The organism is Pseudomonas sp. JE3303, assembly GCF_056312565.1.
In genome coordinates this window covers 186,375-209,622 of record NZ_JBWGIF010000012.1, presented here as the reverse complement: position 1 = coordinate 209,622, position 23,248 = coordinate 186,375, and the positions used below count along the sequence as shown (strand labels likewise).

General features: G+C 63.2%; 19 protein-coding genes and 1 pseudogene. 11 read left to right on the top strand and 9 right to left on the bottom strand.

The window, feature by feature from the left end:
- Position 1: 1 nt before the first annotated feature.
- Entirely contained in the window at positions 2-874 is an 873-nt protein-coding gene (ptrR, locus tag AC0ZZU_RS18360) for a putrescine utilization regulator PtrR (RefSeq protein ID WP_476342573.1), read from the bottom strand.
- Positions 875-979: 105 nt separating this feature from the next.
- Here ptrR and AC0ZZU_RS18355 point away from each other — a divergent pair, with 105 nt between their 5' ends.
- The 4 genes and pseudogenes from AC0ZZU_RS18355 (at position 980) to AC0ZZU_RS18340 (ending at position 6,097) form a co-directional block, all read left to right on the top strand.
- Positions 980-2,371 carry an aldehyde dehydrogenase family protein gene (locus AC0ZZU_RS18355; RefSeq protein ID WP_476342571.1) on the top strand — a complete coding sequence of 464 codons (1,392 nt, stop codon included), beginning with the start codon at positions 980-982 and terminating at the stop codon, positions 2,369-2,371.
- A 152-nt stretch (positions 2,372-2,523) separates the two neighbouring features.
- Positions 2,524-3,297: pseudogene (locus AC0ZZU_RS18350) on the top strand (PAS domain-containing protein); the annotation flags it as partial.
- 54 nt (positions 3,298-3,351) lie between these two features.
- Complete coding sequence (locus AC0ZZU_RS18345) at positions 3,352-3,840, top strand: methyl-accepting chemotaxis protein (RefSeq protein WP_476342598.1); 489 nt, start codon at positions 3,352-3,354, stop codon at positions 3,838-3,840.
- A 115-nt stretch (positions 3,841-3,955) separates the two neighbouring features.
- Positions 3,956-6,097 (top strand): putative bifunctional diguanylate cyclase/phosphodiesterase, encoded by a 2,142-nt coding sequence (locus AC0ZZU_RS18340; RefSeq protein WP_476342596.1) that lies wholly within the window; start codon positions 3,956-3,958, stop codon positions 6,095-6,097.
- Here AC0ZZU_RS18340 and AC0ZZU_RS18335 read toward each other — a convergent pair.
- The 3 genes from AC0ZZU_RS18335 to AC0ZZU_RS18325 form a co-directional block, all read right to left on the bottom strand.
- On the bottom strand, positions 6,090-6,359 hold the full coding sequence (locus tag AC0ZZU_RS18335) for a helix-turn-helix domain-containing protein (protein ID WP_476342594.1): 270 nt from the start codon (positions 6,357-6,359) through the stop codon (positions 6,090-6,092). The two genes, AC0ZZU_RS18340 and AC0ZZU_RS18335, sit on opposite strands and share 8 nt — an antisense overlap.
- 16 nt (positions 6,360-6,375) lie before the next feature.
- On the bottom strand, positions 6,376-6,537 hold the full coding sequence (locus AC0ZZU_RS18330) for a type II toxin-antitoxin system RelE/ParE family toxin (protein ID WP_476342570.1): 162 nt from the start codon (positions 6,535-6,537) through the stop codon (positions 6,376-6,378).
- A 134-nt stretch (positions 6,538-6,671) separates the two neighbouring features.
- A complete protein-coding gene (locus tag AC0ZZU_RS18325) occupies positions 6,672-8,567 on the bottom strand; it encodes an acyltransferase family protein (RefSeq protein ID WP_476342568.1) in 1,896 nt (631 codons plus the stop codon).
- Between the two features lie 257 nt (positions 8,568-8,824).
- Here AC0ZZU_RS18325 and AC0ZZU_RS18320 point away from each other — a divergent pair, with 257 nt between their 5' ends.
- On the top strand, positions 8,825-9,502 hold the full coding sequence (locus AC0ZZU_RS18320; RefSeq protein WP_476342567.1) for a DUF3313 domain-containing protein: 678 nt from the start codon (positions 8,825-8,827) through the stop codon (positions 9,500-9,502).
- A gap of 43 nt (positions 9,503-9,545) precedes the next feature.
- On the opposite strand, the gene AC0ZZU_RS18315 is transcribed toward AC0ZZU_RS18320, so the two are convergent.
- Positions 9,546-10,925 carry an L-serine ammonia-lyase gene (locus AC0ZZU_RS18315; protein ID WP_476342565.1) on the bottom strand — a complete coding sequence of 460 codons (1,380 nt, stop codon included), beginning with the start codon at positions 10,923-10,925 and terminating at the stop codon, positions 9,546-9,548.
- Positions 10,926-11,063: 138 nt separating this feature from the next.
- Between AC0ZZU_RS18315 and AC0ZZU_RS18310 the strand changes: the two genes are divergently transcribed.
- Positions 11,064-12,014, top strand: a complete 951-nt coding sequence (locus AC0ZZU_RS18310; RefSeq protein ID WP_476342563.1) for a LysR substrate-binding domain-containing protein — start codon at positions 11,064-11,066, stop codon at positions 12,012-12,014.
- A gap of 14 nt (positions 12,015-12,028) precedes the next feature.
- Here the strand turns inward: AC0ZZU_RS18310 and AC0ZZU_RS18305 are convergent, their stop codons facing one another.
- On the bottom strand, positions 12,029-12,985 hold the full coding sequence (locus tag AC0ZZU_RS18305; protein ID WP_476342562.1) for an AraC family transcriptional regulator: 957 nt from the start codon (positions 12,983-12,985) through the stop codon (positions 12,029-12,031).
- Between the two features lie 315 nt (positions 12,986-13,300).
- On the opposite strand from AC0ZZU_RS18305, the gene AC0ZZU_RS18300 reads away from it, so the two are divergent.
- The gene (locus AC0ZZU_RS18300) at positions 13,301-14,233 is read left to right on the top strand and encodes an alpha/beta hydrolase (RefSeq protein ID WP_476342560.1); all 933 of its coding nucleotides are present in this window, start codon (positions 13,301-13,303) and stop codon (positions 14,231-14,233) included.
- Between the two features lie 25 nt (positions 14,234-14,258).
- On the opposite strand, the gene AC0ZZU_RS18295 is transcribed toward AC0ZZU_RS18300, so the two are convergent.
- Together AC0ZZU_RS18295 and ilvA are read right to left on the bottom strand one after the other, a co-directional pair.
- On the bottom strand, positions 14,259-14,981 hold the full coding sequence (locus AC0ZZU_RS18295) for a hypothetical protein (RefSeq protein ID WP_476342559.1): 723 nt from the start codon (positions 14,979-14,981) through the stop codon (positions 14,259-14,261).
- 155 nt (positions 14,982-15,136) lie between these two features.
- On the bottom strand, positions 15,137-16,696 hold the full coding sequence (gene ilvA, locus AC0ZZU_RS18290) for a threonine ammonia-lyase, biosynthetic (RefSeq protein WP_476342558.1): 1,560 nt from the start codon (positions 16,694-16,696) through the stop codon (positions 15,137-15,139).
- A gap of 365 nt (positions 16,697-17,061) precedes the next feature.
- Here ilvA and AC0ZZU_RS18285 point away from each other — a divergent pair, with 365 nt between their 5' ends.
- From AC0ZZU_RS18285 to mobA, 3 genes are all read left to right on the top strand, one after another.
- Positions 17,062-18,234 carry an efflux RND transporter periplasmic adaptor subunit gene (locus AC0ZZU_RS18285; RefSeq protein WP_476342557.1) on the top strand — a complete coding sequence of 391 codons (1,173 nt, stop codon included), beginning with the start codon at positions 17,062-17,064 and terminating at the stop codon, positions 18,232-18,234.
- 11 nt (positions 18,235-18,245) lie between these two features.
- A complete protein-coding gene (locus AC0ZZU_RS18280; protein WP_476342555.1) occupies positions 18,246-21,362 on the top strand; it encodes a multidrug efflux RND transporter permease subunit in 3,117 nt (1,038 codons plus the stop codon).
- A 61-nt stretch (positions 21,363-21,423) separates the two neighbouring features.
- Positions 21,424-21,999 (top strand): molybdenum cofactor guanylyltransferase MobA, encoded by a 576-nt coding sequence (gene mobA / locus AC0ZZU_RS18275; protein ID WP_476342554.1) that lies wholly within the window; start codon positions 21,424-21,426, stop codon positions 21,997-21,999.
- A 10-nt stretch (positions 22,000-22,009) separates the two neighbouring features.
- On the opposite strand, the gene AC0ZZU_RS18270 is transcribed toward mobA, so the two are convergent.
- Positions 22,010-22,606, bottom strand: a complete 597-nt coding sequence (locus AC0ZZU_RS18270; RefSeq protein ID WP_476342552.1) for a lytic transglycosylase domain-containing protein — start codon at positions 22,604-22,606, stop codon at positions 22,010-22,012.
- Positions 22,607-22,795: 189 nt separating this feature from the next.
- Between AC0ZZU_RS18270 and gspG the strand changes: the two genes are divergently transcribed.
- Complete coding sequence (gspG, locus tag AC0ZZU_RS18265; protein ID WP_476342551.1) at positions 22,796-23,245, top strand: type II secretion system major pseudopilin GspG; 450 nt, start codon at positions 22,796-22,798, stop codon at positions 23,243-23,245.
- The last annotated feature ends 3 nt before the right edge of the window (positions 23,246-23,248 follow it).

Genomic DNA, 23,248 nt, shown 5'->3' with positions numbered 1-23,248 from the left:
TCTATCGATCGACGAGCACTCGTTCTTCCAGCAGCTTGATGAATACGCTCAGGCTGCGCGAAACGGTGCCCCGCCGCCAGACGAGCCAGGTCTTGAGATAGCGCGAGTCTTCGGCCAGAGGCCAAACGCTCACGGTGGAGCAGCCGGGCATGCTGTCGAGCATGCTGCGGGGCATCAGCGCAAGGCCCGCGCCCGCGCTGACGCAGGCCAGCATGCCATGGTACGACTCCATCTCGAAGATCTTGCCAGGCACTGCCTTGTCCTGGACGAACCAGCTCTCGAAGTGATGCCGGTACGAGCAGTTGGCGCGAAACGCATAGATGCTCTCGCCGTTGACATCCTTGGCACGGGCGACCGGAGCATGGTTGAGCGGCGCGATGATGACCATTTCTTCCTCGAACACCGGCATGCCCTCGAGCGTGGGGTGCAGTACCGGACCATCGACGAACGCCGCGACAAGCCTACCGGCCAGCACGCCTTCGAGCATGGTGCCCGAGGGGCCGGTCGACAGGTCGAGATCGACCTTGGGATAACGCTGGTTATACGCGGCCAGCAATGCCGGGATGCGCACCGCTGCCGTGCTTTCAAGCGAACCGAGGGCGAAAGTGCCCTGCGGGTCTTCGCCAGCCACGGTGAGCCGGGCCTCGTGCACAAGGTCGAGGATGCGCCGGGTGTACTCGAGAAAATTCCAGCCGGCGGGAGACAGTCGCAGGCGATGCTTCTCCCGGATGAACAATTCCACTCCCAGGTCCTGCTCCAGCTGCTTGATGCGCGTGGTGAGGTTCGAGGGAACGCGGTGGATATGCTGAGCGGCGGCACTGATGCTGCCTTGCTCCGCCACGGCCTTGAAGATCTCGAGTTGAACCAGGTCCACAGTCATTCTCCAATCGTGAACGTTTCGCTCATTATTATTCAGTTTTTTATAAAGGCCCAGGCCTCTATGCTGGCTTCACTTCCCGACAACAACAGGAGACTCTCCATGTCCGCGATCAGCAGCCTGACCCATGCCATCTCCGTCGACCCGCACACCGGCGAGCAGATCGGCCACTATGCCTTTGACAACGATGCCGCCCTCGACGCAGCGCTTGCCCGCGCCAAGGCCGGCTTCGCGCAATGGCGCCGTCAGCCGGTGACTCAGCGCAGCGAGTACCTCCTGGCACTGGCCAAGGCCCTGTCCGCCAACGCCGAGGCACTGGCCGAGATGATCACCCGCGAAATGGGCAAGCCGATCGTTCAGGCCCGCGGCGAGATCGCCAAGTGCGTCAACCTGTGCCAATGGTACGCCGAGCACGGCCCCGCCATGCTCGCCGCAGAGCCGACGCTGGTGGAAAACAACAAGGCCCGCATCGAATACCGCCCGATGGGCTCGATCCTGGCCATCATGCCCTGGAACTTCCCCATCTGGCAGGTACTGCGCGGGGCCGTGCCAGCGCTGATCGCAGGCAACACCTACGTACTCAAGCACGCCCCCAATGTCATGGGCAGCGCCTACCTGCTGCTTGAGACTATCCGCCAGGCCGGCCTGCCAGAAGGCGTGTTCGAAGTGATCAACGTGGCGCCCGAGGGCGTGACCCGCGCCATCAATGACCCGCGCATCACTGCCGTGACCCTTACTGGCAGTGTCCGTGCAGGCATGGCCATCGGTGCCCAGGCAGGTGCCGCGCTGAAGAAATGCGTACTGGAGCTGGGGGGATCGGACCCGTTCATCGTGCTCGCCGACGCCGACCTGGATGCTGCGGTCAAGGCTGCCGTCGCCGGCCGCTACGGTAATACCGGTCAGGTCTGCGCCGCCGCGAAGCGTCTGATCGTCGAGCACAGTGTGCTCGACGAGTTCACAAGCAGATTTGTCGAGGCCACGCGCCAGCTCAAGACCGGCAACCCGCTGCATGACGACACCTACATCGGCCCGATGGCCCGCTTCGACCTGCGTGACGAGCTCGACGGGCAGGTCCAGGCGACCCTCGCCGAAGGCGCGACCCTGCTGCTGGGCGGCCACAAGGCAGATGGCGTGGCGAACGTCTTCGAGCCTACCGTGCTGGGCGGTGTGACGTCCGAGATGACCGCGTTCAGGCAAGAGCTGTTCGGCCCGGTTGCGGCGATCATCAGTGCCCGTGATGCCGATCACGCCGTGGAACTGGCCAACGACAGTGATTTCGGCCTGGCTTCGACTATCTACACTGCGGACGCCGCACTGGCCGAGCGCATGACCGATGAGCTGGACACCGGCGCGGTGTTCATCAACGGCTACTGCGCCTCCGATCCTCGCGTGACCTTCGGCGGGGTGAAGAAGAGTGGCTTCGGGCGCGAGCTGTCGCACTTTGGCGTACGCGAGTTCTGTAACGCGCAGACCGTGTGGCTGGACCGCAACTGAGTCCGAAGCGATAGAGGACCTTCGCGGGTTGTGAGATCGATGACGCCAGTGGCATAGTGCCACTGGTCGGCATTCTACAAAACTTGCTACGGTGTACAAGTTTTCTGCCGATATACAGTCATCCCTTCTCTGCCTCCGTCCAGGTGCGCACTATGTTCTTCAATAAACAAGAAAAGACCGAGCTGGCTGCCCTTCGCAATGAGCTCGCCTCGAGAGAGCGCGTTTGCGAAAGTTTGAACGAGCAGATGCTGGTCATGCGCCTCGACGCAGGTGGCCGTATCGAGTACGTCAACGCCAATTTCGAGCGGGAAATGCAGCACCGTGCCAGCGATGTCCGAGGGCGGCTGCTCGCCGACCTGATACCGGACGACGTGCGCCACGACGAGTTTCATCGCCGCGTCTGGACAGCGCTGCAAACGGGGGACAATTTCAGCGGTGCGCTACGCATCCTGCGAAAGGACGGCAAGGAGGCATGGTTACGAGTGCTGCTGCATCCAATCCGCACGGCGGGTGACGCCGCGGCATCATTCGTGATCTACGCGAGCGACCTTACCCGCACCATCGAGGCCTCGCGCGAGCACGAAGCCCTCATCAAGGCCTTGTTGCGCTCCACGGCAGTGATCGAGTTCGATCTCCAAGGGCACGTACTCACCGCCAACGACCGCTTTCTCGAAGCAATGGGCTTTCGCCTCGAACAGATCAAGGGCAAGCACCATCGCCAGTTCTGTACCTCGGAGGAGTCGGCTTCGCAGGAATACCGCGAGTTCTGGGAGCGGTTGCGCCGAGGCGAGTTCATTGCCAGCCGCTTCAAGCGCGTGGATGCCCGGGGTCATACAGTCTGGCTGGAGGCGTCCTATAACCCGGTGTTCGATGCCCGCGACCGGCTGGTAAAGGTCGTCAAGTTCGCCACTGTCATCACCGATCAGGTCAACCAGGAGATCGCCGTCGCCGAAGCCTCGACGATTGCCTACTCGACTTCGATGCAGACTGAAAGCACCGCACGCCAAGGTGCGGAAGTGCTGCAGCAGACTGTTGCGGTGATGCGTGATCTCGCACGCCAGATGCAAGATACCGCCGAGGGTATCGAAGCGCTCGATGAACAGAGCCAGGTCATCGGCACCATCATCAAGACCATCAGCGCAATTGCGGAGCAAACGAACCTGCTGGCCTTGAACGCCGCGATCGAGGCCGCCCGTGCCGGTGATCAAGGCCGTGGTTTCGCCGTCGTGGCCGATGAAGTGCGCCAGCTGGCCTCCCGCACTACCCGCGCGACCACTGAAATCGCCGACGTGGTCCTGCAGAACAAGCGTCTGGCCGCAGATGCGGTGGAAGTGATCGGAACCGGACGCCGCCAGGCCGAAGAAGGGCTTCACCTGACCAACCAGGCAGGCTCGGTGATCATGCAGATCCAGGACAGTGCCCAGAGAGTGGTCAAGGCGGTCGAGCGGTTCGCGACGCTCAATCGATGAGATGAATCAAGGCCGAGTGCTTACGGCCTCGGCTTCGGATTTTACATTCCATCGACAGACCATGAAGCTGCCATGCCCGGAAGGGCAAGCGCGTCTTCAATTCCGAGATTCGCCCATGACGAACATCGACAACCCCGACCTGATGGCCCGCTTGCTCATCCAGAGCGTCATTGACTACGCCATCTACCTTCTCACGCCGCAAGGCATCGTGGCCAACTGGAATCCGGGAGCCGAGCGCGCGAAGGGATACAAGGCGACCGAGATCGTAGGCCAACACTTCGGAGTCTTCTACGGCGACCAGGATCGGGCAGACGGCATACCCATGATCAATCTCGGCGTAGCCGGGAAGACCGGCCGTTTCGAGGATGAAGGATGGCGCATGCGCAAGGACGGCACAGCCTTCTGGGCGCACGTGATCATCGATGCGGTACATGATGAAGCAGGCGCGCTGGTAGGGTTTGCCAAGATCACGCGGGACATCACCGAGCGTCGCCGCCACGAACAGGAGCTGCTCAAGGCCAAGGAGCTGGCCGAAAAACATAGCGAGGAGATGGCGTCCGTTTCTCGTTTTCTGGACTCCGTGGTGTCCAACATGCCTGCCAGCGTCATCGTGCAGGACAGGCATACGCAGAAGATACTCCTGGCCAACCAGCGAGCCCACGACCTTTTCGGCAATGCTGTACAGATGGTGGGCAGCACCGCCAACCAATGCCTGGCCCGAAGTGTCGCGGCCTATGTGGAGCAGGAAGCGGCCAGGGCGATTGGTACTCCCGGGGTACAACTGTCCGAGACAGCGGTGACTACCGCGCATGGCCGGCGGACATTGAGGAGCCGGTCACTGGTCGGCAACAACACCCATGACGCGTCCGACTATGTGCTGCTCATCACTGAAGACGTGACCGAGGAGCTTGAAGCTCATGCCCAGATCCGCCATATGGCCCACCATGACGCATTGACAGGCTTGCCCAACAGAAACCTGTTCCGCAAGCGCCTTGACGAAGCGCTCGCGCGTGACCGGACAACCGGGAGGTTCACTGCAACCCTCTGCCTGGATCTCGATAACTTCAAGAGCATCAACGATGCCCTGGGCCACGCCTTTGGAGACAAGCTGCTCTGCGCCCTCGGCACCCGGCTGCGCGAAGAGCTTCGCGACCGGGACACCCTGGCGCGCCTGGGTGGGGACGAATTCGCCATTGTCATTCCCCAACTGGAGGATGCCAGCGCCGCGCACCGCACCGCGCAGCGGATAATCAATGCGATGGCCCCGCCGTTCCTGGTCGACGGGCATAGCTTCTCGGTCGGTATCAGCGTGGGGATCTCGATGGCGCCCCGGGACCATGTCGCAGCCGAAGAACTGCTGCGTTATGCGGACATGGCGCTTTATGAAGCGAAACGCAATGGCCGCAACCGATATGAATGTTTCAAGCCGCAGCTCGATGAAGCCGCCCGCAAGCGTCGCATGATGGAAGCGGATCTGCGTACGGCCTTGCACCTGGGTCAGCTTGAGCTGCACTACCAGCCCGTACTGGAAAATCATTCCAACGAGATCTCGGGCTATGAGGCCTTGATGCGCTGGCCGCATCCGACCAAGGGCATGATCATGCCCGCGGATTTCATTTCCATCGCCGAGGAAACGGGCTTGATCCACGAGGTCGGCATACGGGCGCTCAACCTCGCCTGCCAAGAGGCAGCAGGCTGGAGTGGGCTTCAATCGGTCGCGGTGAACCTTTCGCCAATCCAGTTCAAAAGCGGCGCCCTGGTGGAGATCGTCTCGCTTGCGCTGGCGGACTCGGGCCTTGCGCCCAGCCGCCTGGAGCTCGAGATCACCGAGTCAGTGCTGCTGGACAATACCGAGGCGAACCTCTGCACCTTGCGAGGCCTCAAGGCGCTTGGCGTCGCGATATCGCTGGACGACTTCGGCACTGGCTACTCCTCGCTGGGTTATCTGCGCTCATTTCCCTTCGACCGCATCAAGATCGACAAGTCATTCGTGGCAGACATGGCCAATAGCCGTGAAGCGCTGTCGATCATCCGCGCGATCACCGAAATGAGCAACAGCCTGTTCATCAAGACCACGGCCGAGGGTGTGGAGACCCGTGAACAATTCGAGCAGCTGAAAGCGGAAGGCTGTACCCACTCTCAGGGCTACCTGTTCGGCCGGCCGGTGGCAGCGAAACATCGTCGGGAAAGCCTCGAGCAAACGCGGGCTAACCGGGACAGCTACTTGACCGGAGGTGTCGAGGCAGTCCTCACGTGATGGCCTGCAGCCCTTTGTCAGCGATAACATTGAGCAACTTCAACGCAGGTCCGGCGGGCTGTGTTTCGCCCTGCTCCCACTTGCGCACGGTGGAAGTGGAAGTGTGCAGGTACAGGGCAAAAACCGGTTGGCTGAAATTCAACAGTTCCCGCAGTCGCTTGATATCCTCGGCACTGAAATCGCGAACCGGTGGCGGGCACACTGACTCAAACTCACGCATGGTGACCTTGCTGATAGACCCAAGCTCGAACAAGGCTTGCATGTCATCTCGCAGAGATTCAATGATTTTGCTGGTCACAGCATACCTCCATAAGTAAACCCGCCCGCAGGGCATCGATCAAACCTGCTTGCATCTCCCCCACCGCCTCGCACAACACAGCGTCTGACAGATTTTCCAACATTTGCCCTTTCGCAAACCTGCGAGTCTTGAATACGATCATGCCGCGTCGCCTATCGAATATACCCGTAACGGGTACATTCTTGCAGACATCTGCCGGTTGCCGTAAGCGGACGGGTCGGCTTTTCCTGTAGTCCAAAGCCGCAAGCACCGTCGGCCCTTCTCATGCCACCTGTTTCATGACCGTCCCGCTGGATCCCTCAGCAACGAATACCCACGCTCCAGCAATGTCTGGCCGATGTACCGTGACCCGACTTCATTGAGATGCGCGTTGTCCAGGTACAACAGCTTGCCGCCAATCAGCGGGCTGCAGCGATGGTCGGGGCAGATGACCTGGTTGGGATCGATGAAATGCACCTGCGGGAACTTGTCCCTGATTTGCGCCCAGTAGCGCGGCCGGCTGCTCTCCGAGGTGTCGCAGGCACGGTCGGGGTCGAACATGACGCGGCGGATCGGGCAGGTGGCAGCTTTGTCGATGGGCTGGTTCTTGAGAATGACGATCACCTGCCCGCTGTGCTCGACCGCCCGGCGGATACTCGCCTCGATCATGCCTTCGGCGGCTTCGTCTCGCGGCCAGCTGCCCGCCAGCACTACATAGCGATAATGGTTGTGCTCGATCAGGTCGTAGACCTTTTCATTGCGGGCCGCACAGTGATCGGCGTACACCGGGGGCATTCCGCCGGTGTAGCCCAGTACGGGCAGGCAATAGTCGATGGTGTAGTCCATCAGGCTGATGTTGTCGGGGCGCGCGAGGATATCGACCATGCCAGTGAAATGGTTGGCGAACGAGTCGCCTACGAGGATGCCATCGAGTACTTGCTTTTCAGCACCTATGCGGCAATCACTGTTCGGCTCGGTGCCGTACAGGGCATTGGCGACATGGCAGCCGTGGCGGATGTCAGCGGGCTTGTCCAGGGTCATGGCTTCGAGGCGCTCGACCTTGGGGCTGAAGCGCTGCGGAAACCCCTCCAACTGCTGGGTCAGCCCCGCCAGCAGCGCCAGGCCTGCCACCGGCACGGCAAAACGCTGGGTCAGCACGCGGGCAAAACTCAACCGCACGCCACTGCGCCTGAACGGCAACTCGACGTAGCGCCAGCAGAGCCAGGCCAGCGCGATCCCTACCGCCACCACAGCGCACGCAACGACGAAGGTGATCGGTATTTCCAGGTAGTTGAGATAGGCAATCAACGGCCAATGCCACAGGTAGAGCGAATAGGAAATCAGCCCGACGAATACCATCGGCCGGCTGCTCAGCAGCGGAGACCGGCAGTCGCCGGCCCCTGCGTAGATCAGCAGAGCCGCGCCCAGGCACGGCCATAGCGCATTGAGGCCTGGGAACGGCTCGTTACCGTCGAGCAGCACTAGCGACTGACCGATCAGCAGATAGCCCAGGGCGGCGCAGCCCAAGGCTTTGACGCGGCCGACGGACCGCGGCTGTTGCAGGTAGATGCCCAGCCACCCTCCCAGCATGAGCTCGAAAAAGCGCGTCGGCAGCAAGTAGTAGGATGCAGTGGCAAAGACACCGGTCGCGTACTGCGAAAGCCCCACGGCGATCAGCACGCCCATGCCCAGGGTGAGCAGAAGATGGCGTGGCGCCATCCGGTACACCAGTAGCACCAGCAGCGGCCAGATCACGTAGAACTGTTCCTCGATCCCCAGTGACCAGGTATGCAGCAGTGGCGCCTCGCTCGCATCAGCAGCAAAGTAGTTGCCGTACTTGAGCCAGATATAGATGTTCGACACCCCGAGCAGTGAATAGAGAGCACTGGCATCGAGGCGCATGAGGTCGACCGGCGACAGCAGCACGGCGCCCACCACCACGCAGGCCAGCAATACCGTGACCAGCGCAGGCGCGATGCGGTTGATGCGCCGTTGGTAGAACTGGCGGAGTGAGAACCGCCCTTCCCGCACTTGCGCGAACACTTGGGAAGTGATCAGGAAACCCGAGATGACAAAGAAGATGTCTACGCCGATAAAACCGCCGGGCAGCAGCGTGGAGCTCAGGTGATGCACGAAGACGGCGATGACCGCCACCGCGCGCAATCCATCGATATCGGAACGGTACGTGTTCATGCGCCTGGCCTTCCCTAAGGTAACGGCAATCGGATCCACTAAGGCAATTTGCCACCCCCTAGTTGTAGGAGGGGATTCGACGCTTCGCTAAGGCGGAAAGTCAAAAAGCCGACGACTGACCGTTTTCTTTACAACATGGCAGAAGGCCTCCTAAAAACGTCATTTTTCTGCCGATCAAATACTGGCATGACCGGTACTGGCCAAGTACCGGGCACCTGCTAGCGTTGACTGAGCCCCTATCTCCGCAGGAACCGATCATGAAACCACTTATGCGCTCCGTTCTGCTGGGTTCCACTCTGCTCGCCCTCGCGGCGTGCTCCAGCAACCGTGTCGATCCGAGTGAGTATTCCGGGTTTCTCAAGGACTACAGCCGCCTGCAACCGGCGCAGAGCATGAGCGGTGTGCCGGTGATGCGCTGGATCGACCCCGACCTCAAGGCTGCGAACTATAGCCAGGTGTTCATCGAGCCCAGCCAGTTCTACCCCCGGCCGCAACCCACTGCGGTGATCTCCGCAGGGACCTTGCAGGCGATCACACGCTACTTCAACGACGCGCTGCGGCGGGAGATGGGCAGCGTGATGACCCTCGCCAAGGGGCCCGGCCCGCAAACCATCGTCGTGCGCCCGGCCATCACTGCCGTGGCGACCCACACCGAGGGGCTCAAGCCCTATGAGGTGATCCCCATCGCGCTGGTCGCGGCGGCGGTCAACACTGCAGCGGGCGGCCGCGACCAGGCCGTGGACATCGCGGTGGAGGCAGCCTTCCTTGATGGTGCTACTCAGAAGGTACTGGCCCAGGTGGTCCGCAAGGGCAGCGGCAAGGAGCTGGAGAATGAGAAGCAGCAGTTGACCCTGGAGGATGTGAAGCCGGTGCTTGATGGCTGGGCCAGCGATATGCGCAAAAGCTTTGTCGCGTTGAAAGCAAAGGCCCGCTGAAGGCGGGCCGTAGCTGTAAGTCAGGCGCTTCTGGAAAAGCGGATCAACATTCTACGAATGCCACCGCAAGACCGCCGCGCGAGGTTTCCTTGTAGTTGGCGTGCATGTCGGCGCCGGTGTCGCGCATGGTGCGGATCACCCGGTCGAGGGAGATGAAGTGCTCACCATCCCCGCGCAGCGCCATCTGCACGGCGTTGATGGCCTTGACCGCTGCGATTGCGTTGCGCTCGATGCACGGTATCTGCACCAGGCCGCCTACTGGATCGCAGGTCAGGCCAAGATTGTGCTCCAAGGCGATTTCGGCGGCGTTTTCGAGCTGCGGCGCCGTAGCGCCCAGCACTTGGGCAAGCCCTGCGGCGGCCATGGCGCAGGCAGAGCCGACTTCGCCCTGGCAGCCGACCTCGGCGCCAGAGATCGACGCGTTTTTCTTGCACAGGATGCCAACCGCGGCTGCGCTGAGCAGGAACATGACCACGTCGTCATCACAGGCCTCGGGACTGAACTTCATGTAGTAGTGCAACACCGCCGGAATGATCCCCGCCGCGCCATTGGTCGGCGCCGTGACCATGCGCCCGCCTGCGGCGTTTTCCTCGTTGACTGCCAGCGCGAACAGGTTGACCCATTCCATGGCGCTCAGGGTCGAGCCAATTACGTTCGGCTTGCCCAGCTCCTGCAGACTTCGGTGCAGCTTGGCCGCACGGCGCTTGACGTGGAGCCCGCCAGGCAGAATCCCCTCGTTGCGCAAACCGTTGTCCACGCACTCGCGCATGGCCGCCCACAGCTTAAGAATACCGCTGCGCACTTCGGCTTCGGGACGCCAGGCGCACTCGTTGGCCATCATCAGCTGGCCCACGCTCAGGCCATGGGCCTTGCACAGGGCAAGCAACTCGGCCCCGCTTGAAAAATCATACGGCAGCGTGACCGCGTCAACCTGATCGCCGGCCTCGCTCAACTGCGCCGCCTCGACGATGAAGCCGCCGCCCACTGAGTAGTAGGTCTGCAGCAACAGGCCCGCGCCCTGCTCGTCCAGGGCCTCGAGGCTCATCGCGTTGGGGTGGTAAGGCAGGCTCTCGTCGAGCAGCAGCATGTCGCGTGGGTAATCGAAATCGATCGGCTGGCTGCCGTCGAGGATCAGGCAGTGTTCGGCCATGACCTGGTCGATGCGCGAGGCAATGGTCTGCGGATCGATGCGGTCAGGCCACTGCCCCATCAGGCCCAGCAGGCAGGCACGGTCGGTGGCATGGCCGACGCCGGTAGCCGACAGCGAGCCATAGAGCCGCACTTCTACGCGCTGTACCCGTGCCAGCAGTCCTTGTTCGCGCAGCACCTGCGCGAATGTCGCGGCGGCGCGCATGGGGCCCACCGTGTGGGAACTGGAAGGGCCGATGCCGATCTTGAAAAGATCAAATACGCTGATAGCCATGCTAATACCTCGCTGGCGGTGTGATCGTTACGGCACGTTCCTTCAGTTGAAGGAGTCCATCTTTATGGAAGATACTGACGCCAGACGGTCACATTGACCAACGAAACTTTCTAAGCAAGCCTTTAGCAGGACTAAACGATGCGACGGCAAATAAATGGGCAGATGTATGTGTGGCTGCACGTGTTCTCCTGTGCGGCGCGGCACCTGTCGTTTACCCGCAGCGCAGAGGAACTGCACATCACTCCTGGAGCGGTAAGCCAGCAGATTCGCCAGCTGGAGGAGCGCCTGGGTTTCCGGCTGTTCCTGCGCCGCGCCCGCGGCGTGGAACTGAGCGCCGAAGGCCAGCGCCTGGCGCAGACCGTCAGTGAGGCCTACGGCAGTATCGATGCCGAACTGCGCCGGCTGGACGCAGGTGAAATCCGTGGCACCGTACGGCTGCGCTCGATTCCTTCCTTCTTGGCGAAGTGGCTGACACCACGCCTGCCGCGCCTGCAGCAGCGCTATCCGGATATCCAGCTGAGCCTGGTTGCCGAAGACAGCAACCAGGCCCTCGATCCTGGTGATTTCGACCTGGCGGTCGACCTCAACGACGGCAGCTATCCGGGCATGCTTTCGACACCCTTGCTGGACGAACAGATCTTCCCGGTGTGCTCACCGGCCCTGCTGCGGGGCCGCCCGCCCCTGCACGGGCCGGCGGACCTTGTGCACTATCCGTTGCTCCACGACGTCACCGCCTGGCGCGGCAGTTCGGAATACGCCGAATGGGAGTTCTACCTGGATGGAATAGGCGCCGGAGGTCAGGACGTGCGCCGGGGCCATACGTTCAACCGCAACCACCTGACCATCGAGGCGGCGATTGCCGGCATCGGGGTGGCCATTGCCCGGCGCACGCTGCTCAATGACGAGCTGGAGCGCGGCGCGCTGATCATTCCTTTCGGCGTGCCTATCCCGAATCACAAGCGGTATGTGTTGCTGTATCTGCCGGGCGGCCTGAATCAGCCAGGCGCGCGGGCGGTACATGACTGGTTGGTGGAAGAAGCACAGGGGTTCCGGGCACTGCATCCATTGGGAATGGCAGAGGAAATGTAGCACCGGATCAGTGTTCAGCCCCGCCGCTTGAGGGTTTCGGACGGCAACTCGCCGAACTGCTGCCGGTAGCTGTCGGAGAACCTTCCCAAGTGCAGGAAGCCATGGTCCAGCGCCAGTTCGGTGAGGCTTCGCACCGGACAGCTCGCATCGCTGAGACAGGCGTGGACACGCTCCAGCCGAAGCTGGCGGATGTACTGCCGGGGCGTCGTTCCCAGATGCCGGTCGAACAGGCCGTACAGTGAACGCAGGCTCATGCAGGCCTGCTCGGCCAGGGACTCGCTGGACAGTTCCAGCTTGAGATTGCGCTCGATGTAGTCGAGGATCCGCTCCAGGCCGACCGAAGGGGCATCAAGGCATTCGCGGCGCACGTTGCAGCTCATCAGCGTCAGCAGCTTGCTGCCGACGATCTGGCTGTAGTGACCCTGCACCCGCGGCAATGAATCGCCGAACTCTGCCTCGTGACAGACCATCGCCAGCAGGTTGACGAAGCCCTCCAGCTCCTCCAGGCGGTAGTGGTTGCGCAAGAAGCGCACGCCGTCGGCCGGCCGTTGCCAGCGCTGCTCGTCGCAGATCGATTCGATCAGGCGGGCCGGCACCTTGAGGATGAATTTCTCGCAATCCTGGGAATAGGTCAGGTCGACCGGATCGTCCGGATTGATCAGCAGCAGCTCGCCAGGCACCAGGTGGTGCTCGCGCTGGTGACCACGCCACAGGCAATTGCCGTTGAGCAGTATCTGCAGGTGATAGTTGGTTTCCAGCGCGGGAGACGTCACCCGCACGCTGCCGCCATAGCTGATACGGCACAGGTCGAGCTCAGCGAACTTGCGGTGATTGAGACTGGCCAGGGGGTGAGTGGTCGGCGCCAGGCCAATGCAGTGCTGGCCGACATGCTGGTTCACGTAATCGGACACCGCATACGGGTCGGCGTGATGAAACACGCTACTGCGCTCGCTCAGCAGGTAGCTTTGCATGGGCATGGCACTCGATGTCGTTATTGTTCTCGTCGCCGCTGGCTACCCGCAAGGCGGGTGCGGGCGGTCGTTCACGGTCGTCAAGCAAGTGCGCCATCGGGATACAGGGGCAGTCGATGGCGGGCACCTTGCTGCCACATTACGCAAGAACGACACATGGCAGCAATGACTTCCGACAAAGAGCGGGCGAATATCGGACGACCGCACGCTTAGACACAGCTTGCAAACCTCTGGCAGGACCACTGAGAGGATTTTCCTACAGCTGCATGGACTCATCTGTTACAACCCGCCGATATCTTCGAGGTCACTGCGTCCATGTCTGCATCGCTTTTCGGCCGCCTCCAGCGGCGCTGGTTTTCCATCCTGTGCATGGCGGCACTGATCGTCGGCCTGCCCGCCGGTTGCGGGGTGCTGCAGCACAAGGAGCGCGAACTGGTGTTCCGTATAGAGCCTGGCGACGCCAGCTGGTATCGCGGCTTGCCCAGTACTGTCCAGGAGCTCGACCTGCGTGCGCGGAGCTTCAAGGACGACCAGAGCCTGCACGCGTGGTGGTGGCCCGCCCAGCGCGCCAATGCACCGGCCGTGCTCTACTTGCACGGCGTACGCTGGAACCTCACCGGTCAGCTGTTCCGCATCGAGCAGCTGCACGCAATGGGCTTCTCGGTACTGGCGGTCGACTACCGCGGCTTTGGCCAGAGCCGCGGCGACCTGCCGTCCGAGACCACCGTCTATGAAGATGCGCAGATCGCCTGGGAGCGTTTCAGCCAGCTCCAGCCCGACCCCAGCAAGCGCCTGATCTATGGGCATTCGCTGGGCGGCGCCGTGGCAGTGGAGCTGGCCGCCGAGCTGGCGCGCCAGGCCGGGAAAGACGGCCAGGCGATTCCCGCGCGAGGGCTGATTCTCGAGTCGACCTTCACGTCATTGGGAGATGTGGCGGCAGCGGTGGCCGACACCAGCCTGCCGATCCGCTGGCTGCTGTCTCAGAAGTTCGACTCCATCGACAAGATCGGCGCCATCGACATGCCGTTGCTGGTAGTCCATGGCCTGGATGACCGCTACGTCCCGTCTCGCTTCAGCGAGCAGTTGTTCGAGGCCGCACATCAACCCAAGGCGCTGCTGCTGGTGCCCGGGGCCAGTCACAACAACAGCATGAGCCTGGGCGGCCAACGTTACCGACAGGCGATCGACGCATTGTTGCAGGGCAAGCTGTCGGCGCTGCCTCCAGGGATTGCATCCCCCGCCAGCTGAAGCAGAGGCTATTGCCACACAGGCTTCACTGCACAGGAAGGAAGTTCATCAACAACAGGCTCTGCGCATAGTTGAGGCCGATACGCCGGTAGCGTTCATCGAGCATCTGCGCGAGCAAGTCCAGCCGCGCAACGATCTTGCCGAACTCCACCGCGAAGCTCAGGTTGCTGCCCTCTTCCGAGATCTCGTTGGAAAACAGCAGCAGTACGCCATTGGCGTCCTGCCGCTGGCTGAGCATCCACGTCGCCTTTTCGATGTTGCGCGCGGCGTTGTTGACGAACAGCGGGTCGATGGCATCGGTCATGAAGAATTCGGTGCGGCCACCGTGGGCCGTCACCAGCATGCTGCCGATGGCGTAGATGAATGCGCCCACGCGGTCACCGCGGAATTCCGGGCTCAAGGCATGGCTCAGTGCCGCCAGGTCACGTCGATCGCCCAACTGCGCCAAGGGCTGGCGCTGCTCGATGGCCTGGCGGATCTGCCGTTCCGCGGCGGCGGCATCGACAAAGCCCGACTGCTTCCACTGGGTGGGATTGCGCAGGTACAGCTTGTTCATCAGCAGGTAGAGGCTTTGCAGGTTGTCGCGCATCTCCAGGGTCGCCATGCGGTCGACGCTGGTCTGGAACAGCTCGCGGGGGTTGCCCTCGCCGAACTGGTTGACGATGTCGCGGCCCTGCTCCTGGGTGCAGGCGCTCAGGCACAGGACAAGGGCCACGCACAACGGCCCGCGGCAAGCTCGAGAGAACATTCTTGAAGACGAAACAACCATCGGCACCGGTTCTGGGTTCAACGACCGTGACGGGGGTCGGCACGGCGCAGCAGTGCATAGAGCTGCAAAGTCCGAAAAAGTGCGATGCGCGGCGACCAAGGGTCGCTGCGCTCAAAGGGCTGGCGCCGTCAGGCCTATCCAAGAAACAACCGGTAAGCCGGGTTATCCGTCTCGTCCCAGTACCGATAGCCCATTTCATCCAGCGCCTGGGGCAGGTTCGCCAGCTCATCGTGCGGCACTTCCAGTGCAGCGAACACCCGCGCCTCGGCAGCACCATGGTTGCGGTAGTGGAACAGGCTGATATTCCAGCGCTTGCCCAGGCGTTCCAGAAAACCCATCAGGGCCCCAGGCCGCTCGGGAAACTCGAAGCGCAGCACGCGCTCCTGGGCGCCCGGCGCGGCATGCCCGCCCACGGTATGACGCACATGCAGCTTGGCCAATTCGTTGTCGGTCAGGTCGAGAACCTGGTAGCCCTGCTCCGCCAGGCCGGCCAGCAGCTGTTCGCGGGGATCGTTCAACGGATGGGTCTGCACGCCGACGAAAAGCCGCGCTTCCTTGCCCGCATGGTAGCGGTAGTTGAACTCGGTGATCTGGCGCTTGCCCAGCGCATGGCAGAACGCCAGAAAACTCCCCGGTTGTTCAGGGATGGTGACGGCGATGATCGCTTCGCGCTGCTCGCCCACTTCGGCCCGCTCGGCCACATGACGCAGGCGGTCGAAGTTGACGTTGGCACCTGAGTCGATGGCGACCAGTGTCTGGCCCGAGATACCCTCGCGGGCCACGTATTTCTTGATCCCGGCCACCGCCAGGGCCCCAGAGGGCTCGGTGATCGAGCGCGTGTCGTCGTAGATGTCCTTGATCGCGGCGCACAGCTCATCGTTGCCGACGGTGATCACTTCATCCACGAAGTGCCGGCACAGCTCGAAGCAGTGGGCGCCGACCTGGGCAACTGCCACGCCGTCGGCAAAGGTGCCGACCTGCGGCAGGATCACCCGCTCGCCAGCGGCCATGGCCGCTTGCAGGCAGTTGGCATCGTGCGGCTCGACGCCGATGACCTTGACCTCGGGGCGCAGGTACTTGACGTAGGCAGCGATGCCGGCGATCAGCCCGCCGCCGCCCACCGGCACGAAGATGGCGTCCAGCGGCCCCGGGTGTTGGCGCAGGATCTCCATGGCCACCGTGCCCTGTCCTGCGATCACATCCGGGTCATCGAAGGGCGGCACGAAGGTCGCACCGTGGCTGTCGGCCAGTTTCAGCGCGTGGGCCAGGGCGTGGGGAAAGCTGTCGCCGTGCAGCACCACCTGGCCACCCCGCGAACGCACGCCCTCGACCTTGAGCCCGGGCGTGGTGGTCGGCATGACGATGGTTGCCCGCATTCCCAGCTTGGCCGCTGCCATGGCCACGCCCTGGGCGTGGTTGCCCGCCGAGGCGGTGATCACCCCGCGCTCACGCTGCTCGCGGCTGAGCCTCGCCAGGCGGGTATAGGCACCGCGGATCTTGAAGGAAAAGGTCGGCTGCAGGTCTTCGCGCTTGAGCAGCACCTGGTTGCCCAACGACACCGACAACGCTGGCGCCGCTTGCAGCGGGGTCTCGATGGCGAGGTCATAGACCGGCGCTGCAAGGATGCGCCGCACCTGCTCGGTGAGCAATTGCTGGGGGCTGGTGGCGCGAGGGCTGACGGCGAGGCTGGTCATCGATGACTCCTGGTTGTTTTCAGCTTGCCCAGGAGTCGGAAAGAAAAAACCCGCCTCCAGGGCGGGTTCGGTGCAGCTACGCGCTAACCCGCCAATCCGATAATGGCGGTAATAATAATGCTGGCGGCGTAAGGCTGCGGGAATGCGTTCATGGCGAGGAACTTAGCCCAGCCGCTTGTGGCAAGTCAAGCACACCCGGAGCGTAGGCTCTGTGCCTGACGAGATGGGAAGTTCAGGCATGGTAACAATCCCTACAGATAATCAGGGTTTTCCCTCACATATTTTCATACATTACCTACAGGCATTAACAACTCTTTCGGCATCCGGTGACTTAGCATACGGCCGGTCATTTCCGGAAGATCCGCATGTCACTCATCATTCCATTTCGTCTGCGCCCTGTGGCGCTACTCCTGCTCCTCAGCCTGGGCCTGGCCGGCTGCGATAACACTGCGGTCCCCGACGACAACACGCCGCCTCCTCGGGTCAGCGTCGAGACGGTGCGCGAGCAGGCTCTGGCGATCAGCACCGAGCTCAGCGGGCGCATCCTGGCGCCGCGTACGGCGCAGGTCCGTGCCCGGGTGGCCGGGGTGGTGCTAAAGCGGGTGTACCGCGAGGGCAGTGACGTCAAGCAGGGCGATGTGCTGTTTCTGATCGATCCCGCACCCTTCCAGGCCGACCACGACAGTGCCCGCGCGGCACTGGCCAAGGCCGACGCCATGCGCTTCCAGGCGCGCCTGCAGGATCAGCGCTATCGGGAGTTGATCGCGATCAACGCCGTCAGCCGCCAGGAGCACGACAACGCCCGCGCCGCGTTTCTCCAGGCAGACGCCGAGGTCGCTTCGGCCAGGGCCGCCCTGGACCGCGCCCGGCTGAACCTGGGCTACGCGACGGTCACGGCGCCGATTTCAGGGCGCATCGGCCGCGCGCAGGTGACCGAAGGCGCGCTGGTCGGACAGAACGAAAGCACCGAGCTGGCGACCATCCAGCAGCTCGATCCGATCCACGCCGACGTGACCCAGTCTACGCGCGAGCTCAATGCCCTGCGCCGCGCCCTGCGTGCTGGCGAGCTGCAGCAGGTGGGCCAGGACCAGGCCCAGGCAACGCTGATCCAGGACGATGGCACGCCCTATCCATTGCCGGGCAAGCTGCTGTTCTCCGACATCAGCGTCGACCCGGGCACCGGCCAGATCACCCTGCGCAGCGAATTCCCGAACCCGGACCTCGATCTGTTGCCGGGCAGCTTTGTGCGTGTCCGGCTGGAGCAGGCGGTACAGCCACAAGGGATCAGCGTGCCGCAGCGGGCCATCCTGCGTGACAGCGCCGGCATGCCCAAGGTGCTGCTGGTCGACGAGCAGCAAAAGGTCACCGAGCGCCAGGTGCGGCTGGGCAGCGTTCAGGGCGACCGCTGGATCGTCAGCGAGGGCCTGGCCCCGGGCGAGCGGGTGGTGATCGAAGGCCTGCAGCACGTCAAGGCCGGGGACCAGGTGTGGGTAGACGCCGTCCAGGACAATCCGATCGTCAAGCACACCGGCCAGTGAGGGCCTGAGTCATGCCGCATTTCTTCATTGACCGTCCGGTTTTTGCCTGGGTGGTGGCGCTGTTCATCCTGCTGGCCGGCGCCCTGGCGATCCCGCAGTTGCCGGTCGCCCAATACCCCAATGTCGCTCCGCCGCAGGTCGAGATCTACGCGGTCTACCCGGGCGCCTCGGCGGCGACCATGGACGAAAGCGTAGTCAGCCTGGTCGAGCAGGAGCTCAACGGCGCGGACAACCTGCTGTACTTCGAATCCCAGAGCAGCCTGGGCAGCGCCACCATCACCGCCACCTTCGAGCCAGGCACCCACCCCGACCTTGCCCAGGTCGACGTGCAGAACCGCCTCAAGGTGGTCGAGTCGCGCCTTCCTCGGCCGGTGACCCAGCAGGGCCTGCAGGTCGAGAAAGTCTCCACTGGTTTCCTGATGCTGGTGACCCTTACCGCCGAGGACGACAGCCTCGATGAAACCGCCCTGAGCGATTTTCTCGCGCGCAACGTCATGAACGAGATCCGCCGCCTCAAGGGCGTGGGAAAGGCGCAGCTGTATGGCTCGGAGCGGGCCATGCGCATCTGGATCGACCCACAGAAGCTGATCGGCTTCAACCTGACGCCCAACGATGTGTCCGAGGCCATCGCCGCGCAGAACGCCCAGGTCGCGCCGGGGAGCATTGGTGACCTGCCGGGCAGGCCTACCCAGGAGATCACGGCCAATGTGGTGGTCAGGGGGCAACTGAGCACGCCGCAGGAATTCTCCGACATCGTCCTGCGCGCCAACCCCGATGGTTCCACCGTGACCGTTGGGGATGTCGCCCGCGTCGAGATCGGCAGCCAGGAATACCAGTTCGGCACGCGCCTGAACGGCAAGGCCTCCAGTGCCTTCAGCGTTCAGCTATCGCCCGGTGCCAACGCCATGGAGACCGCCACATTGGTCAAGGGCAAGCTCGATGAGCTGTCGGCCTATTTCCCGGCGGGCGCGCGCCATGACATTCCCTACGACACCTCACCCTTCGTCAAGGTCTCGATCCAGCAGGTGATCAGTACGCTGCTGGAGGCCATGCTGCTGGTCTTCGCCGTGATGTACCTGTTCCTGCAGAACGTACGCTACACGCTGATTCCCACCTTGGTAGTGCCAGTGGCGTTGATGGGTACCTTCGCCGTCATGCTGGCACTGGGTTTCTCGGTCAACGTGCTGACGCTGTTCGGCATGGTGCTGGCCATCGGCATCCTGGTCGACGACGCCATCGTGGTGGTCGAGAACGTCGAGCGCATCATGGCCGAGGAAGGATTGCCGCCCAGGGAAGCCACGCGCAAGGCCATGGGGCAGATCAGCGGCGCGATCATCGGCATCACCGTGGTGCTGGTGGCGGTATTCTTGCCGATGGCCTTCATGAAAGGGTCGGTGGGTGTCATCTACCAGCAGTTCTCGCTGTCGATGGCGGTGTCGATCCTGTTCTCGGCGTTCCTGGCCCTGAGCCTGACGCCGGCCCTTTGCGCGACCTTGCTCAAGCCGATGGTCAAGGGTGAACACGCTGAGCGCGGCGGCTTTTTCGGCTGGTTCAATCGGCGCTTCGAGCGGATGAGCCATGGCTACGAGCGCTGGGTGGTCCATGCACTCAAGCGCAGCGGCCGTTACCTGCTGGTCTACGCGGTGCTGGTGGCGGCGCTGGGCTATGGCTTCAGCCAACTGCCCTCCTCTTTCCTGCCCACCGAAGACCAGGGCTACACCATCACCGACATCCAGCTGCCGCCAGGCGCAAGCCGCGCGCGGACTGAACAGGTGGCAGCGCAGATCGAAGCCCATAACGCCGACGAGCCCGGGGTGGGCAACACTACAATGATCCTGGGCTTCAGTTTCTCGGGTAGCGGGCAGAACGCGGCACTGGCCTTCACCACGCTCAAGGACTGGTCCGAGCGTGGCGGCGATGACAGTGCCCAGTCGATCGCCGACCGTGCCAACGGTGCGTTTTCGCAGCTCAAGGACGCGGTCGCCTTCTCGGTATTGCCGCCCCCGATCGACGGGCTGGGTACCTCGACCGGGTTCGAGTTTCGCCTCCAGGACCGGGCCGGTATGGGCCACGCGGCGTTGATGGCGGCCCGTGACACACTGCTGGCCAACGCCGCCAAGAGCCCGCTGCTGGTCAATATGCGGGAATCCGCCCTCGCTGAAAGCCCGCAGGTGGAGCTGGAGATCGACCGGCGCCAGGCCAATGCCCTGGGGGTGTCGTTCGCCGACATCGGCGCTGTGTTGGACACGGCCGTGGGCTCCAGCTATGTGAACGACTTTCCCAACCAGGGACGCATGCAGCGTGTGGTGGTCCAGGCCGAAGGCGACCAGCGGAGCCAGGTCGAAGACCTGTTGAAGATCCACGTGCGCAACAGCGCCGGCAAGATGGTGCCCCTGGGCGCCTTCGTGCAGGCCCGCTGGGTCAGCGGCCCGGTGCAACTGACCCGCTACAACGGCTACCCGGCGGTGTCGATCTCCGGCGAGCCGGCACCGGGCCACAGTTCCGGCCAGGCCATGGCGGAAGTCCAGCGGCTGGTGGACCAGTTGCCGGCAGGTGCAGGCCTTGAATGGACCGGGCTGTCGCTGCAGGAACGCTTGTCTGGCAGCCAGGCCCCGATGCTCATGGTGCTGTCGTTGCTGGTGGTGTTCCTGTGTCTCGCGGCGCTTTACGAGAGCTGGTCGATCCCCACGGCGGTGCTGCTGGTGGTGCCACTGGGTGTGCTTGGCGCGGTGCTGGCGGTGACCCTGCGAGATATGCCCAATGACGTGTTCTTCAAGGTCGGCCTGATCACCCTGATCGGCTTGTCCGCGAAAAACGCCATTCTGATCATCGAGTTCGCAAAAGACCTGGTCGATCAGGGCCACGATCCTTTCGACGCCGCGGTCCAGGCTGCGCGCCTGCGACTGCGCCCGATCGTCATGACTTCCCTGGCGTTCATCCTCGGCGTGGTGCCGCTGGCCATCGCCAGCGGTGCCAGCTCGGCCAGCCAGCAGGCGATCGGCACTGGCGTGATCGGCGGGATGCTCAGCGCAACCCTGGCAGTGGTGTTCGTGCCGGTGTTCTTCGTGGCAGTCATGGGTTTGTCACGTCGAGGCAAGACGTCAGCATCGGTGCCCGAGGTGTCCTGATCTGGACAAGGCCCGGGACGCGTGGGAGGGTGTACGGCTCAGCCGCACGGAGCCCTTCAACATGTCCCAGTCACTGCCGCCCTGTTCCATCCTTCTGCTGGCCGGCGGCCGGGGGCAGCGCATGGGTGGGCGAGACAAGGGGCTGGTGGAGTGGCAGGGCCGGCCGCTGATCGAGCATGTGCATGAGAAAGTGCGGCCATTGACCGACGACCTGATCATTTCCTGCAACCGCAACCTGGATCGTTACCGGCTATACGCCGACCAGATAGTGAGCGACCGCGAGGGCGACTACCCGGGACCGCTGGCCGGTGTGCTGACGGGACTGGCGGCAGCGCGCCATGGCTGGTTGGTGGTACTGGCTTGCGATGCGCCGCGCGTCGACCGGGTACTGGTCGACGATTTGCGCCGTGCAGCCCTTGGCTCCGGCGCAGCGGCAATGGTCCGTCAGGGTGGATTCTGGCAGCCAATGTTCAGTGTTCTGCCGCTTGCGGCGCTGCCAGTACTCGAATCGGCCTGGAATGAGGGTGAGCGCAGTCTGCAGCGGGCGTTGACAGCTATCGGCGTGCAGGCGGTGGAGTGTGCGGAGAACGATATGCGCCTGGCGAACTTCAATACTCCGCAATGGTTGCAGCCTTGAATGCTGGACCTCAAGGCGCGTCCATCCCGCCGCCCTGCAGCCGCCGGTACTCCCTCATCACATTGGGCACATACCGCCGCGTCTCGGCAAACGGCGGTACTACCCTGCCCCGGCTTATCACCGCATCGGGCCCGGCGTTGTACGCAGCCACTGCCAGGGTAATGTCATTGTCAAAGAGCTTCAGCATGCGCTTGAGATAGCGTGCCCCACCCAGCAGGTTGGAAGCAGGATCGAGCACGTCCTTGACCCCCATCTCCTTCGCGGTCTCTGGCATCAACTGCATCAGCCCCGCCGCCCCCTTGGGCGAGCGCGCCTTCGCGTTGTAGCCCGATTCCGCCTTCACCAGCGCATGCAGCAACGCCTGCGGCACACCATGGGCCTTGGCGGCGGCGGCTACCAGGTCGGCGTACGGCCGACCGGTGATCAGTTGGGCATCCACCGGTCCTGCCTGGGTCGAGGCCTCGCTGATGACCTTGTCGTAGTGCCGCCCAGGCCTGTGGACGTTGGACAGTACATAACCGCCCGTTGCATCCCTGGAGATGTAGACCTCGGCCTGCACGGCGCCTGCCGCCAGGCAGCCCAGTAACCCAAGTGTGATCAAGCGCATGACGTTCGCCTCCCCGGCGTTGCCCCCGATATGGGGGAAATGCCCCGGAAAAACCGGGCCTGAGAGCTGGAACGCAAGCACTGTGCCGCCGCGCATGCCGCATGGCGCCTGGCCCTGCGCAGACGCCCGGGGGTATTGCGCATGGCTCTTGCATGGCCCCTGGAAAGACGTAGCCTGGAGCAAGTCATCATGCAGCGCTTATCCCTCCGCACATCCACTCGCACATCCACCACCCAGCGCGGTTTCACCCTGCTCGAGCTGCTGGTAGTCCTGGTGGTGCTGGGCCTGTTGGCCGGCATCGTCGCGCCCAAGTACTTCAGCCAGCTCGGCCGCTCCGAGGCCAAGGTGGCCCGGGCTCAGATAGAGGGCCTGGGCAAGGCACTCGACCTGTATCGCCTGGAAGTCGGCCACTACCCAAACAGCGAGCAGGGCCTGCAGGCGCTGGTCAACCCTCCCAGTGGCGAGCCACGCTGGTCAGGCCCCTACCTGCAGAAAAACATCCCTCAGGATCCCTGGGGCCGTGCCTACATCTATCGCCAGCCTGGCGAAAACGGCGGCGAGTACGACCTGCTGTCGATGGGCAAGGACGGCCAGCCCGGCGGCGATGGCGAAAACGCCGAAATCACCAGCTGGCAATGAGGG